This window comes from Ferrimonas sp. YIN67 (assembly GCF_057219095.1).
Map to the genome: position 1 here is coordinate 318,390 of NZ_JBXVVJ010000002.1, position 14,635 is coordinate 333,024.

Annotated in this window: 14 protein-coding genes and 1 tRNA gene; 10 read left to right on the forward strand and 5 right to left on the reverse strand. The window is 59.7% G+C overall.

Going from position 1 to position 14,635, the window contains the following annotated elements; genetic code table 11:
• The first annotated feature begins 7 nt into the window (after positions 1–7).
• The 8 genes from AC2D8U_RS05085 to AC2D8U_RS05120 all read left to right on the forward strand — a co-directional run bounded on the left by AC2D8U_RS05085 (position 8) and on the right by AC2D8U_RS05120 (position 9,118).
• Positions 8–1,111: a glycosyltransferase gene (locus tag AC2D8U_RS05085; protein WP_484617970.1), complete on the forward strand. Its 1,104-nt coding sequence runs from the start codon at positions 8–10 to the stop codon at positions 1,109–1,111.
• Positions 1,108–2,838 (forward strand): sugar transferase, encoded by a 1,731-nt coding sequence (locus AC2D8U_RS05090; protein WP_484617971.1) that lies wholly within the window; start codon positions 1,108–1,110, stop codon positions 2,836–2,838. The genes AC2D8U_RS05085 and AC2D8U_RS05090 overlap by 4 nt, the downstream gene beginning before the upstream one ends.
• 117 nt (positions 2,839–2,955) lie before the next feature.
• Complete coding sequence (locus AC2D8U_RS05095; RefSeq protein ID WP_484617972.1) at positions 2,956–3,261, forward strand: STAS domain-containing protein; 306 nt, start codon at positions 2,956–2,958, stop codon at positions 3,259–3,261.
• Positions 3,258–4,166 carry an OmpA family protein gene (locus AC2D8U_RS05100; RefSeq protein WP_484617973.1) on the forward strand — a complete coding sequence of 303 codons (909 nt, stop codon included), beginning with the start codon at positions 3,258–3,260 and terminating at the stop codon, positions 4,164–4,166. The genes AC2D8U_RS05095 and AC2D8U_RS05100 overlap by 4 nt, the downstream gene beginning before the upstream one ends.
• On the forward strand, positions 4,163–6,253 hold the full coding sequence (locus AC2D8U_RS05105; RefSeq protein ID WP_484617974.1) for an SLBB domain-containing protein: 2,091 nt from the start codon (positions 4,163–4,165) through the stop codon (positions 6,251–6,253). Before AC2D8U_RS05100 ends, AC2D8U_RS05105 begins: the two co-directional genes overlap by 4 nt.
• The gene (locus tag AC2D8U_RS05110) at positions 6,250–6,885 is read left to right on the forward strand and encodes a hypothetical protein (protein ID WP_484617975.1); all 636 of its coding nucleotides are present in this window, start codon (positions 6,250–6,252) and stop codon (positions 6,883–6,885) included. Before AC2D8U_RS05105 ends, AC2D8U_RS05110 begins: the two co-directional genes overlap by 4 nt.
• 75 nt (positions 6,886–6,960) lie before the next feature.
• Positions 6,961–8,388 (forward strand): sigma-54-dependent transcriptional regulator, encoded by a 1,428-nt coding sequence (locus AC2D8U_RS05115; RefSeq protein ID WP_484617976.1) that lies wholly within the window; start codon positions 6,961–6,963, stop codon positions 8,386–8,388.
• A 166-nt stretch (positions 8,389–8,554) separates the two neighbouring features.
• Positions 8,555–9,118: a TetR/AcrR family transcriptional regulator gene (locus tag AC2D8U_RS05120; protein WP_484617977.1), complete on the forward strand. Its 564-nt coding sequence runs from the start codon at positions 8,555–8,557 to the stop codon at positions 9,116–9,118.
• On the opposite strand, the gene AC2D8U_RS05125 is transcribed toward AC2D8U_RS05120, so the two are convergent.
• Complete coding sequence (locus AC2D8U_RS05125) at positions 9,110–10,126, reverse strand: glycosyltransferase family 4 protein (protein WP_484617978.1); 1,017 nt, start codon at positions 10,124–10,126, stop codon at positions 9,110–9,112. The genes AC2D8U_RS05120 and AC2D8U_RS05125 overlap by 9 nt on opposite strands.
• A gap of 124 nt (positions 10,127–10,250) precedes the next feature.
• On the opposite strand from AC2D8U_RS05125, the gene AC2D8U_RS05130 reads away from it, so the two are divergent.
• On the forward strand, positions 10,251–10,589 hold the full coding sequence (locus AC2D8U_RS05130; protein WP_484617979.1) for an Hpt domain-containing protein: 339 nt from the start codon (positions 10,251–10,253) through the stop codon (positions 10,587–10,589).
• Here the strand turns inward: AC2D8U_RS05130 and AC2D8U_RS05135 are convergent.
• Positions 10,573–11,454, reverse strand: coding sequence for a gluconeogenesis factor YvcK family protein (locus AC2D8U_RS05135; protein ID WP_484617980.1), 882 nt, complete (start codon positions 11,452–11,454; stop codon positions 10,573–10,575). The genes AC2D8U_RS05130 and AC2D8U_RS05135 overlap by 17 nt on opposite strands.
• 185 nt (positions 11,455–11,639) lie before the next feature.
• Between AC2D8U_RS05135 and AC2D8U_RS05140 the strand changes: the two genes are divergently transcribed.
• A tRNA-Cys gene (locus AC2D8U_RS05140) sits at positions 11,640–11,713 on the forward strand.
• A gap of 173 nt (positions 11,714–11,886) precedes the next feature.
• Here the strand turns inward: AC2D8U_RS05140 and AC2D8U_RS05145 are convergent.
• From AC2D8U_RS05145 to potB, 3 genes are read right to left on the reverse strand one after another with little or no spacing between them, the layout of a single operon-like run.
• On the reverse strand, positions 11,887–12,927 hold the full coding sequence (locus tag AC2D8U_RS05145; protein WP_484617981.1) for an extracellular solute-binding protein: 1,041 nt from the start codon (positions 12,925–12,927) through the stop codon (positions 11,887–11,889).
• 41 nt (positions 12,928–12,968) lie between these two features.
• Positions 12,969–13,766 carry a spermidine/putrescine ABC transporter permease PotC gene (gene potC / locus AC2D8U_RS05150; protein WP_484617982.1) on the reverse strand — a complete coding sequence of 266 codons (798 nt, stop codon included), beginning with the start codon at positions 13,764–13,766 and terminating at the stop codon, positions 12,969–12,971.
• Positions 13,766–14,629, reverse strand: coding sequence for a spermidine/putrescine ABC transporter permease PotB (potB, locus tag AC2D8U_RS05155; RefSeq protein WP_484617983.1), 864 nt, complete (start codon positions 14,627–14,629; stop codon positions 13,766–13,768). The genes potC and potB overlap by 1 nt, the downstream gene beginning before the upstream one ends.
• Positions 14,630–14,635: the final 6 nt, after the last annotated feature.

Here is a 14,635-nt window from a genome sequence, read left to right on the forward strand (position 1 = left end):
ACACACAATGCAGAATGCACGACAAGGAGCACAGCCTAAACCTGTCCTGATCGAGCTGGTGCAGCGCCTGGCACCCGGGGGCCTTGAAACTCTGGTGCTGGAGCTGAGCCGCCAGCTTAGGCAGGACTATGAGATCCATATCGTCTCGCTGGAGCAAAGCACCGAGGCCCTGCTGAACGCCTGGCCTTTGTTACGTCGAAACGGTTTTCAGGTACACGGCCTGGAAAAGCCGCCTGGGATCCACTGGTCGACCGTACGGCAGTTGCGCCGCTTGTTACGAGAAACGAAAGCCAAAGTCCTTCACAGCCATCATATCGGACCGCTGTTGTACGCCAGCGCCGCCAACGTGGGTCTGGCAGTGCGCCACCTGCATACTGAGCACGACGAGTGGCACCTTAACGATCCCCGCCAACGTTTTCTGACGCAATGGGCCTTACGAGCCTCTCGGTGCATTGCCATCGCCGATGCCCAACTGGTTGCCAACCGTCTGACACCTCTGTTGCTTCGAGGTCAGGCGGCAGTGATCCATAACGGGGTCGATATGGGCCGCTTTCGTCCCGGAAGCCAGGTGTTGGCTCGCCGACAACTGGGCCTGCCGGTGTTGCCCTCGCTCTGGATAGGCTGCGCGGCCCGCCTGGTTGAGGAGAAGGGCTTGCCCCTGTTGATCGAAGCGATGAAACGACTGCCCACACGGGCAGGTCTGGTGATTGCCGGTGCCGGCCCCCTCCAGCAAGCCCTGCAGCAACAGATCGAGGAGGCTGGCTTGAGCCAGCGTGTGGTGCTGTGCGGACGGATCGATCAGATCGAGCTGTTTTATCAGGCGTTGGATCTCTTCTGCCTTCCCAGCCTCAAAGAGGGCTTTCCCATGACCTTGCTGGAGGCCCAGTCCAGCGGGGTGCCGGTTGTGGCCACCCGGGTCGGGGCGACCGAGGAAGCGGTCTGTCCCGGGACGGGAGAGTTGATCCGCGCTGGCTGTGCCGACGCCCTGGCGGATGCCTTGGCATTGGGGATCAGCCGGTTGGGCCAGGGGGATCCCCGCGATTATATTTTCCAGCGCGGCAATGCGCTGCGCATGGCACACCAGTATCGGGCCCTGATGGAGGCGGTATGATGATCCTCTGGTCGTTTTTTGCCCTGCTCGCATTGCTGGTGATGGCTCATCTGATCCTCTACCCCGGGCTGATGGTGATCTTGAGCCGCAGGGCGTTGCCTTCGGTTGGGGAGCATGACACCCCGGCGATCACGGTTTGGGTCCCTGTCTACCGGGAGTCCCAGTTCCTGCCGGCGAAACTGGAAGCCTTGTTGGCCCAGGACTACCGGGGTGAGGTGGCCCTGGTGATCTGTTTCGATGGTGATGATGAGGGCGGGAAAAGCACAGTGGCGGGTTATCGCCGGCGTCTGGCCCAAAGGGGGATCCGGCTGCAGATCTACGCCCATCAGCGCAATCGGGGGAAGGCGTATCGACTGAATCAGCAGATCCGGCGTCAGCAGGGCGCGGTACTGGTGATCTCGGACTGCAGTGCCTGGCTGCCACCCCACGCCCTGAGCGCAATCGCCGGGCACTTTAATGATCCCAAGGTGGGGGCGGTGACAGCCAGTTACCAGCATGGCAAGGTGGTGGACCAAGGTGCTTACTGGCGACTGATGAACCGGATCCGCCAGGGGGAGAGCCGGCTGGGCGCAGCGATGGGCGGGACCGGAGCCTTGCTGGCACTGCGTAAAGAGGCGCTGGCACCCTTGCCCCCTGGGTGTATCAACGATGATTTTGTCCTGATGGTACAGGCCATGGGGCTGGGCTTCCTCAGTCGCATGGCTAAAGAGGTGGTGGTGAAGGATCTCAAACAGGCCGATCAGGCGGAGTTTGCCCCCCAGCGTCGCCGGATAGCCGCAGGGAACCTGGCCCAGTTGATCGATCTGGCCCGGGCCTGGGACGGAATGAGCCGGGCTCAACGCCTGGTGGCGCTGGCGGGCAAGGGGATGCGCGCCATGCTGCCCCTGGCTTGCCTGGTTATGGGGATCCTCAGTGCGGTGGCTGCGCTGGTGGGATCAACCCCGGGACTTGCTTTGCTCCTGTTGCAAGCGGGATTTTATCTGATCCCCCACTGTTTGCCGGTACCCAGGATCTGGCGGGTGTTCAGCCTGGGACTGCAATACAGCCTGCAGGGCCAGCTGGCCTATCTGCTTGGCTGGCGGCCCCTTTGGTTAGGCGGTCTAAGGGATTTTCAACCCCACTGGGTGCGTGGGGTAAAGCGCCTTTTTGATCTGCTGTTGGCCATGAGCCTGCTGGTGTTGACCCTGCCCATTTGGCCGCTGATCGCCTTCGCGATCAAACTGGACTCGCCGGGGCCGGTGATCTATCGGCAGATGCGGGTCGGACGCAGTAGTCGGTGTTTTACCCGTCTGTTCTATTTGATGAAGTTTCGTACCATGCATGATGGGCCTTCGCGGCCGGGCTGGACCGATCCTAAGGATCCCAGGATCACTCGGGTCGGGCGCTGCTTGCGTGCCAGTCGCCTGGATGAACTGCCTCAGTTGTTTAACGTGCTCAAGGGGGAGATGTCGATGATTGGCCCCCGGCCCGAACGCCCATCGATCTGTGCCGAACTGGAGCGCCAACTCCCTTACTATCAGGAGCGTACCTTCGAAGTCCAGCCAGGTTTGACCGGCTTGGCCCAGATCCACAACCCCGGCGATACCAGCCTGGAGGATGTGAAGACCAAGCTCTATTATGACCATGCCTATGGGGCGAGTTTGGCCGATCTGCGCAGCTATCTGAAGATGGAGTGCTGGATCGCGCTAAAGACCGTGGCCGTGGTGCTGACGGCGCGGGGGCATTAAGCATGGCAGAACGCAAATCACCCTGGTAGAGATAAATAAAGCCCTGAAAAACTGGGCTTTATTTTTTGGCACAAGGAATGCATCGCTCCTGTACCGCTTTATCGGAGGAGCATCAAAATGACCGTGCATACCATCCATCTGCCCAATCAGTTTGATATCGACAGTGTGTCCCGGATCCGTCCGGATCTGGACGCCATCCTGTTACCGGAAGAGGGCCATGTCCAGCTGGATCTGTCCGACGTCGACTTTATCGACTCCTCCGGGGTTGGTGCCATTATCCATCTGTTTAAACGGCTCCGTGCACAAGATCGGGGACTGAGCCTGCATGGTGTCCATGGTCAACCCCGGCGCATTCTGCAGTTGCTCAAGGTGGACCGGGCGATCCCGTTCCAGTCGGATTTCGATCAGGAGATCCTGTTATGACACCCAAACGTTCAGGGCATCGAACCGTGCTGCTGAGCCTGGGGTGGAGTGTTCTGGCCGGTTGCAGCCAGTGGCCGGATGAGGGCCGGGGGGGCTATGGAGATGCCGCATCCTTTTGGGATCCCTATGTTGCCAGCCCGGCCCACCTCTATGAGCAGCGCCGCCAGCAGGAGCGACTCTCCCACGCTCAGCTGCAACTGGATCTGTTGAAACTGCGAGGGGCCTATCACTGTACGCCGGGACGGCTGACTCAGGCGGAGTTACGCATGTCACGGCTGCGCCGCGAGTTAAGTGGCGCCCTCTATGCGGATGCGGAGGAGACCCTGATGTTGCTGGAGGACGAACTGTTTCGTCTCTCCGTCCGGCTGGATCAGCTTCGCCGCCAGACCCAGTGTGCCACTGCGGCCTTAGCCGGCGGTATGGCGATAGACCCTGTCCAGCAAGGCGCCGGGTTGCCTGGGCCGGATCAGGGCGCTTGGCAAGAGGCCTTTGAGATCATGCTGTGCAACAACCAGTTTGCAGTGAATGAAGCCCAGCTGCTGCCGGAATTTGAGCGTCAACTGGCACTCTTGGCTGAGGAACTTAAACGGGATCCCAACCTGGTAGCCTATATCCTGGGTCATACCGACAGCGACGGCAGTTATGACGATAACCTGGCCCTGTCCGGCCGCCGTGCCGAGGCCGTCAAACGTCAACTGCTTGCCTATGGCGTCGCCGCCAATCAGCTTCGACCCATCGCTCTGGGGGAGAGCGGGTTGCTGGCAACCGAGCACAATGCCACCGGCAAACTGCGCAACCGTCGGGTGGAGATCCGCCTGGGCCAGGGTGGCCAGGCGATGACAAGCTCCGGGCAACCCAGCCTGGTCCTGAAACACTGGCCTGATCGCCATCGGAGCCAGCCATGAGATCCCTGCTGCTGCTCTTATGCCTGATCAGTTGCCCGCTCTGGGCCAACGATCCGGAAATCCAGTTGCAGCCTGGAGACACCCTGGCCCTGTCGTTACCCGGTGAAGCCGCGCTGGATAAGCCCTTTGTGCTGGATCAGACCGGACGCATCTACCTGCCGGAAGTGGGTCCTGTGCTGCTGGCGGGCAAAAACCTCGACCAGGCCCGTCAGGCGCTGACCCTGGCGCTGTCCATGGTGTATCGGGACTTGAGTGATTTCGAACTTCGTCTGCTGGAGCGTCAACTGCTGATCTCTGTGCTGGGCTATGTCAAAGATCCCGGTGAGAAGCGCCTGCCTGAGGATGCCAACGTCCAGACGGCCATCAACCGGGCCGGTGGACTGGTCGCCGGCGCCCAGCTGGATCGCTTGCAGCTTCGGCGCGATGGCCAGGTCCAGGAGTTTGATTACAAGGCTTACCTGGATCGGGGTGAGCCAGGATTGATCCCCCCGCTGCAAAGTGGCGATGTGATCTTTGTACCTGTCTCGCCCTTGCTGGGCAATGTGCAGATCGACTTCGATGCCCAGACCCTGAGTGAGGCCGGTGATGCCGCCGATCGAAGCCAGGCCCTGACCCTGTTTGGCGAGGTGCGCCAGCCGGGAACCTTCAGTTTCAAACCCGGGATGACCCTGGTGGATGCCCTGATGCGGGCGGAAGGGGTGACCCGTTACGGCGACGTCACCCGGATCCGGGTGATCACCGGTGATCGGCCCGTGATGTTTGATCTCAAGGCCTACCTGGACTCGGGCGATGAGTCGACCCTGCCGGGGATCGGTCCCGGCTCCCTGATCTATGTGCCGATCCAGATTGACGTTGTGTCCAAGGGCAGTAACACCCTGTACATCATGGGGGAAGTGCAAAAACCCGGCGCCTACGAGGCCAGTGACAACGTCTCCTTTATCGATATCCTGGCCAATGCCGGCGGGCCCACCCGGTTTGCCGAAACCCGTCAAATCCGCTTGATCCGAGCCGATGGCGCGGTGGAGCAGTTTGATCTTCAGGCCTACACCGAAACCTCGGGGGCAAGTCTGCCGCCCATGGCGCCGGGGGACGTGGTACTGGTACCGGAGAAGACGGATCTCAACGAAAAATCCTGGCTCAAGATCCCCTCCAGCCGCGCCGTAAAGATCATCGGTTCCGTCAAGTCTCCGGGGCGGTATGAATGGGATGATGCCATGAGCTTTCTCGATCTGCTTGCCCATGCCGGTGGGCCGGAGCAGCAGGCGGATCTCTCCCGCATCGAGATCCTTCATGAAGATGAGCGTGGCGGCAAGAGCCTGTTTGATCTTGACCAGTTTATCGAGCAGGGCGGCGAGTTTGGCGCACTGCCCCGGCTATCAGCCGGTGACACCGTGGTGATCAATGAGCTGCCCTGGGATCCGAGCGACAACAAATCCTCTTGGGTGCGTCAGGATCCCGAAAGCTCCATCTATGTGTTTGGTCAGGTCGGCGCACCGGGACGCTATGCCTTCACCCAGCACCTGGGGTTCCTCGACATTCTGTCCGCCGCCGATGGTCCAACGGCCAATGCGGATCTCTCTGCGATCCGTATCAACCACAGAAACCAGCCCCAGGCGATGAGCCAGACGGTGAACCTGGCGCTCTACTTCGAAAGTGGCGATGAGTCGATGCTGCCCAAGGTTCAGCCCGGTGACAGTATCTACATTCCGGCCCGGGATCGCGCCTGGCTTGAGCGTTCGCCCCAACAGGTGGTGCGACTGATGGGCTCGGTGTACAAGCCGGGCCGCTATGAGTTCGACGACAGTATGACGGTACTGGATCTGCTGGCGGAGGCTGGCGGGCCCAAGGAGAGCGCCCTGATAGAGAAGATCATCGTGGTACAGCACTCCTGCTGTGAGCCCAAGGCTCGGGTGTTTGATCTCCAGGCCTTTGTCACCGATCCCAGTTATGACCGGGTCCCTGTACTGCGCCCAGGAGACACAGTGTATGTCCCGGATCAATCCCAGTCGAGCTGGAGTCAGTTTATGGATGGCGTGCGGGACACATTGAGTATCTTGACCCTTGCGGTTTTGGGAGCGGCACTATGACTCAGCAGCGGACTTTGCCACTTAAACCTCTGGCAAGAAGCGTGGCCGCTGGCCAGGGGCGTTCGGTGGCCATTGTGCCCTTGACGGATTTTGCCAATCTGAGGCCTCTGGGCCAGGGCACAAGCATGCAGTTGGCCCGTCAGGGCGATGACTCCCTGCTGGTTGAGCTGTGGCAAGAGCCCGGCGGTGCCGACTGGTGTCTCAGTGAGATCTCCAGCCATCTGTGCATCGAGTCGGCGTCCAACTATGATCTTTTATCCGGCTCCTGCTTGGAGCAGGCGGGCCATGATGCCGCAGCGCTGGGAGAGGCGCTGCTGCGTTGGCAACAGGCCTATGAGCGGATCCTGGTGCTCACCGAGCCGATGTTCTCCCCAAGTACTCAAGGACGACCCGAGCAGATCGCCGCCAGCTGCGAACAGTGCATCCTGGTGATCCAGGCGGGTAAGGATACCCAGAGCCAGCTGCAACAGGCCTGTGCTTTGTTAGCGAGCTCAGGGGCGCGGTTGGCGGGCCTGGTGGTGGATGACAGTTCGGTGCCCTCGATGGCCGCGCTGCTGGCCCCCTATCTGCCCAAATGGTTGGCGAAGCGCTTGGCATCAAGCCGTTTCTGGAACGGCGCCTTGTTGAGCTAAGCAACTCTAGGCTAACGGAAAAGCCATTTTTGGTTTAGAGTGAATGTATCGCCATCGGATGGAGTGATTCACCCAGTGAGAGAGATACTATTAGTGGAAGACAGCGCCTCAGTTGGCGCCTTGTTTAAAACCTATCTGCAGGCACTGGACGTCAGACTCATCCATGTCACTCGGGTCGATGAAGCGCTGCATCGTCTGAGCCAAAGTATTCCCTCCTTGATCCTGCTGGATCTCAACCTGCCCGACGATTCCGGTGGCCAGGTGCTGAGGCAGATCCACGATCAGGGACTGACGGTGCCTGTGGTGGTGATCACCGGAGACGGTTCGGTCGAAGTGGCGGTCGAGGCGATGCGCCTTGGCGCTTATGACTTCCTGATCAAGCCGGTGGATCGAGAGCGGCTGTTGACCACGGTGCGCAATGCCCAAAGTTTTTATGCCTTGCGTAGCGAGCTCAAGGCGTTCCAGCGTGGTAAAGGCAAGGAGGGGATAGGGCGCTTTATCGGCTCCAGCCCAATCATGCAGGGGGTCTATCACACCCTGGAGCAAGCCGCTTCCAGTCAGGCGTCGGTCTTTGTTGTGGGGGAAAGTGGTACGGGTAAGGAGCTGGCTGCCGAGGCTCTGCATACCCTGTCGGATCGGGCAGAAGGTCCCTTTGTGGCGGTCAACTGTGCTGCGATTCCAAAAGATCTGTTTGAAAGTGAGCTCTTTGGTCACTTAAAGGGCGCCTTTACCGGGGCAAATAAGGAGCGGCTGGGCGCGGTGCGCAGCGCCAATACCGGCACCCTGTTTCTCGATGAGATCTGCGAGATGCCTCTGGAGCTGCAAACCAAGCTGCTCAGATTCTTGCAAACCGGGATAGTCAGTCCGGTGGGCAGTGATCAGGAGGAGGCGGTGGACGTCCGCATTGTCTGTGCCACCAACCGGGACCCCTGGGATGAAGTGGAGATGGGGAATTTCCGCGAAGATCTCTACTATCGGCTGCATGTGATCCCCGTGAGTCTGCCCCCTCTGCGTCATCGTGGCGATGACATCTTGCTGCTGGCCAGGCGCTTCCTCAAGCAGTTTGGTCGGGAAGAGGGCAAGGCCTTTTCCGGTTTTAGTGCGGAAGCGGAGCGGATGTTAAAGCAATACCCCTGGCCGGGCAATGTTCGCCAGCTTCAGAACGTGGTGCGACAGATCAGCGTGATGCATCCCGGGGGTAAGATCGCCAAGGAGCAGCTGCCAAGGCTGCCGGCCCGCCGACCGGCTCCCGGCCCCACGATGGATCCAGAGCCCCAATTTGAAGCCAAAGCTGTTATGGCCAGCCAGTCCGACAGCCATGAGGCACCACCACAATCCCTGGACGTTGCACCATCCGATCAGGATTCGATGTCCCTGGCACAGATGGAGCGTAACTGGATAGAGAGTGCCATCGAGCGCTGTGGCGGCAACATTACCAAGGCGGCCAGCTTGCTGGATGTCAGTCCTTCCACCATCTACCGTAAGTTGCAATCCTGGCAATGAGTGCCCGGTGCGCGTTTGGCTATTTGTGGGGTGAACCCTGTCATCGGCCTCTTGCCCCTTCCCCTTGGCTGAGCCGGTCTGCCAACAGGTAGACAGCCTTGTCTCTTTCGGGGTAGACAGGTCTGTCTACTCGTGGCAAGCTTGGGGTGGACCAGGGAGGCATGGAATGCGAGATAAAAAAAAGCAACTGACGGAAACCGCGCTGTCACTCTTCTATCGGCGGGGCGCCGCTTCCGTCGGGATCAATGAAGTCCTGCAGGTCAGCGGCATCGCCAAGAAAACCCTCTATCACCATTTCCCCGGCAAAGAGGATCTGGTGATGGAAACTCTGGCGCTCCAGCATCATCGGATGCTCACCTGGCTTGAGGGGCTGTTGCAACCGGCTCAGGCGGGTAAGCCCGCCATGCTTGCTTTGTTCGACGGCTTGAGCACCTGGTTTCGCCAGCCAGTGACGCCGTTAGGACCATTTTTCGGATGCTATTTTCTCCAGACTGCGGTCGCCGGAGGAGCCGCAGCGCAGTTTTGCCAGGCTCATAAGCGACAGGTTCGTGAGTTGATCCAGGCTAACCTCGGGCCCCATCAAACCAACTCCGCTTTGCTCAATGCCGTCTGTGTCCTGATGGAGGGCGCGATGGCATCGGCGTCCGCAGGGGATCTAAACAGCGCCGATCACTGTACTCCAGTGATCTCGACCCTGTTCGATCTGCGCGAGCTGAGCGCATCATTGTGAGCCGAAGGGCGCTGCGTAGAATGACAACAGCGGGCCACAGGTCTGTTCGGCGGTCCAGCCTTGCTGGATCTCCCTGCGCGCTGCCAGGCCCATAGCCCGGCGCTGTAACGGCCTGAGTGCGGCAAAGACCCATAGAGCCTGCGCCATGGCCGACAGATCGCCGTCAGGCAGCAGGTAGCCGGTTCCGGGCTTGATCAGGCGGTTGAGATCGCCAACCTCAAACGCCATCACCGGGATCCCCCAGGCCATGGCTTCCAATGCCGCCAGGGGCAAGCCCTCTGCTCTTGAAGGGATCAGCAGCAGATCCAGCGCGGGCCAGAAGCGGCTCATTTCCAGTTGACGGCCATGATCCCTAACCGGCGAAGTGGCCGCCACGGGACCCTCGCCAAAGCTGTGCCACTCAAAGCGGGTTGCCTGTTCAAACTGGCTTGCCAGGGTGATGAAGCGATCAAATCCCTTTACCTGGCAGTAGCGTCCGACAAACCCGATGCGCAAGGCCGTGGCGTGATCCTCGATGGCAGGCCTGGGAGGCAGGGTTACGAAGTTATCCAACACTTGAGCCGGGCAGGCTAGGCGGGAGGCGATCGCTTTTGAGACCGCAAAATTGGTGCCCAAGGGGGCAGTGAGTCTATCGAGCCACTGGTAAAGTGCCAGAGATCCGCTGCCGGATTCTCCAGCGTGATGGGTTGAGCAGCATGGGATCTTCAGGGCCTTGGCCATAAGGCGACCGATGATCCCGGCCTTGTAGCCATGAGTGTGAAGGACGGTGCCGTGGCCGCTCTTGAGCCGCCGATAGAGGCGCAATAGGCTGCCCTCCAGAGAGACGAAGGGGATCCCTTGCAGTTTGAGTTGCGCAACGAAAGGCGAATTGGGGTAGTGACGCCATAGCCAAAGCTCTACACCATGGTCCAACTGTGTCAGGTGGCGATGGAGTTGGATCAGATGGCTTTCGATCCCACCGATACTGCGTGCGTCCACAAACAGCAGAGTAACTGGAGTGTCTGGCATATGGGCTCCTTTCAAACCATGCAACGGAAGTTGTGAAACGGGCAGTGGAGTAAACTCTACTGCCCTGTGCCGATGAAGTTGCTAGGCTTGAGAGGTGCAATTTTGGGACCAAACGGGAAGGGGCATGGAGAGGATCATCGATTTTGACAAGATCAGCCAGCTAAGCAGGGATGCGGGCGACGATCTGGTGCCTATGCTGGTGCAGGTGTTTTTGGAGGAGCTTGAGTTGAGTCATGCAGAGCTGGCCGATGCGCGCTCTGGCGAACTGGCCAACCTGGCCCATAAGATCAAAGGCTCGGCCGTAACGTTTGGCGCGGCGGCGCTGGGGGATGCCTGCGCCGAGCTGGAAGCGCGAGCCCGGGGGCAAAGCCCGGGCTCGCCGGAGCCATTTCGCCAGAAGGTGCTTGATCTGGCCAAGCAGACGGTCGCTGCGTACCGCCGGGAGTTCAGCGCCAATTCATAAAGAGGTGCAGCAACACCTGGCGCAGCAACTGGCTGTCATGGGTGCGCTGGCCCTCCTGGCACAGGGGGTGGTAGTGATGCCGCCCCTCTTGGTGACGCTCCCCATGGCATAAGATCAGATCGGGCTCCCTGCCCAGCGACTGGGCCAGCCATCGATGGATCGCCTGGTGGGGCTGCTGATTCAAGGCGCCAGCTTCGGCATGCAGGTTGCTGATCAGGGCCAGATGCGCCGGACTGTCGCGGATCGCCTGGCGGATCTCGGGCACCAGCAGGGGCGGCATGATGCTGGTCATCACGCTGCCCGGCCCCAGCAATAGCCAGTCGGCATCCAGGATCTTTTGGGTTAGCTCGGGGGGCGGGGAGACCTGAGGCGTGAGGAACAGCTCTTTGGGTGGCTGGGGCAGGGCATCGATCTGTACCTCTCCCAACACCTCACTGCCATCGGCGAGTCTTGCCCCCAGTTCGGTTTCCTGGCTGGTCATGGGTAAGACACAGGTCTCCACACCCAATAGGCCGCAGAGTACCTCAATGGCGTCTTCGGGTTGCACGCACAGTTCATTGAGCCCCAGTAGCATCAGGTTTCCCAGGCTGTGGCCGGCCAGAGGACCGCTGCCACTGAAGCGATGGCTTAGCAGCAAGCGGCCAACGGAGTCGTCCCCTGCCAGGTGCTCCAGGCAGTGGCGCAGATCGCCCCAGGCGATCCCCCCATACTCCTGTTTCAGTCGCCCCGTGGAGCCGCCGTTGTCCGTGGTCGCGACGACTGCGGTCAGGCGATCCCCCATGGGCGCTAATGCGCGTAGTGTGCGTGACAGGCCATGACCACCGCCAAAGACCACCGCCTTGTAGGAGGTATTGCTTAGCTCCATCGTATCTCCATGTGCAATGTTTCATCGAACCCAAGTAAAATAGCATTAAATCTTTGAGGTTGTTCAAATTATTACTCTATTGGGGGCCGAAGGGAGCTTGCCAAGTTCGCTCTCTTCTGGTTTAATTGCTCCCGCTTTCGGGGCAGGCCAACAAGGCTTCGGGACCATCGAAAGACAGACAGTTTGGCGCGTTGGCAGAGTGGCTATGCAGCGGATTGCAAATCCGTGGACCTCGGTTCGACTCCGGGACGCGCCTCCATATTCTTGACAAAAAGCCCGCACTCAGTGCGGGCTTTTTGTGTTTTGCCGTGGCGCAAATCGAACAAGCTCCCCGTGCGATCCGAACGGGGGCCTTGAACCCCTGTGGTGGTACGGCCTGGACAAACAAAAAGGGCTGTCCGAGGACAGCCCTTTTCAATGCAAGATCTTGGTTTAGCGTCCGGTACGCAGTCGTTGCCAGTAGCGGTCGTACAGCTCGACGGCTTCGCCTACGTCGGATTGGAACTCGCCAGCTTCGATCACCTCTGCTGGTGGGAACACCATGGGGTTCAGGGCAAACTCTGGGTCCAGCAGCGCCTTGGCGCTTTTATTGGGCGTAGGGTAACCGATCTCTTCACACACCTTGGCAGCCACCTCTGGACGCAGCAGGAAGTCGATCAGCTTATGGGCGGCTTCGATGTTCTTGGCACCGGCGGGGATCGCCAGGTTGTCCATCCAGAAGATGGCGCCCTCTTTGGGGTAGATCATGCTGATGGCGGGATCTTCTTTTTGCGCTTCAAATGCCGAACCGTTCCAGATCATTCCCAATACGGTGTCCCCGGCAGAGAAGGGCGCTCCCGGGTTATCGGAGTTGAAGGTCAGGGCGTTGGGCATCAGCTTGGTCAGCAGTTCGTAGGCCTCTTCAATCTCGTTAGGATCCCGGCTGTTGGTGGAGTATCCCAGGATCTTAAGGGCCATATGGAACACTTCGCGGGGATCGTTCATCAGCATCAGCTCGCCCCGCCACTGCTCATCCCAGAGATCCGCCCAGCCGGTGATCTCAGTCGGGTCGACCTCATCGGTATTGATCCCGATCCCGGTGGCACCCCAGATGTAGGGCAGGGAATAGCGGTTGCCTGGGTCGTACTCCTTGTCCATCAGGGCCGGATCCAGGTGTTTGAGGTTGCTCAGCTGGGTGTTGTCCAGCGGACGCAGCATCCCCTCTTCGGCCATCTTGGCGATGTAGTAGGTGCTGGGCACGACGATATCGTAACCTTCGCTGCCGGTAAGCTTTAGCTTGGCGTACATGGCCTCGTTGGAGTCGTAGGTGGTGTAGATCACCTTGATCCCCGTCTCCTCCTCAAACTCCTGCATCAGGCCTTCCGGAATGTATTCGGACCAGTTGTAGAAGTAGACCACATCGTTGTTGGCCAGGCTCGCGGTGCTGACGGCGGTCAACATGCTAGCCAAAAGAAAACGTTTTACCTTGTTCATTTTATTACCCTATTTGTTGATTCATCACGCCGGACAGGGACTCAGGCGCTGTGTTTTTGCTTCAAAAGGAACTGAGAGATCGCCACGAATACCAAGGAGAGTAGCAGCATCAGAGTGGCCAGGGCGTTTACCGCTGGCGAAACACCCACCTTGACCATGGAGAACACCTTGATCGGCAGGACCTCATAGCCCGGACCTGTGACAAAGGAGCTGATGATCACGTCATCCAGGCTCAGGGTGAAGCTGAGCAGCCAGCCTGCCGCGACGGCTGGAAACGCCATGGGCAGGATGATTTGGCGGAAGATACGAAACTCGCTGGCACCCAGATCTCGGGCCGCTTCCAGTACGGCACGGTCAAAGCCGGACAGGCGGGCGTACACACTGACCACCACGAAGGGCAGGCAGAACGTGATGTGGGCGGCGAGTAGGGACCAAAAGCCGAGGGTGGCGCCCACCGCCACAAAGAGGGCGAGCAACGAGACGGCCATGACGATGTCCGGGGAGGTCATCACGACAAACAGCATGCCGTTGAGCGCCACCTTGCCACGGAAGCGGTAGCGGTAGAGGGCGACGGCGGCGAGGGTGCCGATCACGGTCGCGATGGTGGCCGCCAGGGTGGCGATAGTCAGGGAGTGGATTGCCGCCTGCATCAGGCCGGAGTTGGCCCACATGGCGTCATACCATTTGGTGGTAAAGCCACCCCAGCGGATCCCGCTTTTGGTGCTGTTAAAAGAGTTGGCCACCAGCACAACGATGGGCAAATAGAGGTAGAAAAACAGCCCGGCCATAAAGGCCCATTTGCCCACGCGCAGCAGGGGTTTGGAAAGGGGTTGATTCATCAGGCTTTTCCTCCCTGCATCGCCTTAATGGCCCTCTGGTAGGCCCACAGCAACAGCGCCATCATGGCGATCAGGGTAACCGACAGGGCGGCACCGAACGGCCAGTTTCGTGCCACCAGGATCTGGTCCCGGATGATATTGCCGATCAACAGGTTGCCGGCACCGCCAAGGAGATCGGCGATGTAGAACATGCCGAGGGCGGGCAGGAACACCAGCAGGCAGCCGGAGATCACGCCCGGCAGGGTGAGGGGCCAGACAATGGTGCGGAAGGTACGCAGCTTGCTGCTGCCCAGATCCCGTGCCGCCTCCAGGTAGCTGTGAGGCAGTTTCTCGATGCTTGAGTAAAGTGGCAGGATCATAAAGGGCAGGAGGATATAGACCAGGGCCAGGATCACGGCGGTTTCCGTATAGAGCATACGAATGGGGCTGTCGATCACCCCCAGTTCCAGTAGAAACTTGTTCACAATCCCCCGGTTGCCCAGGATCACCTTCATGGCATAGGTCCGGATCAAGGAGTTGGTCCAGAAGGGGACGATGATCAGAAACAGCAGGAAGGCCTGCATCCGCTTGCTGGTATGGGCGATGATCCAGGCCGCCGGATATCCAAACACCAGGCACAGCAGCGTGGCGATCCCGGCCAGGTAGAGGGAGTGCAGCAGCACATCGGCATACAGGGGATCGAGCAGGCGCAGGTACCCGTCGAAGCTCAGCTCGGGTCGTATCAGCTCACGCAGATCGGGGGTCATCAAAGAAACCGCAACGACCATCAGGTTGGGAAACAGGACAAAGATCACCAGCCAGGTGGTGAGCAGGCCGATGCTTAACCACTTAAAGCTATCTTTGCTAAGGGAAAAACTTCTCATCGAGCG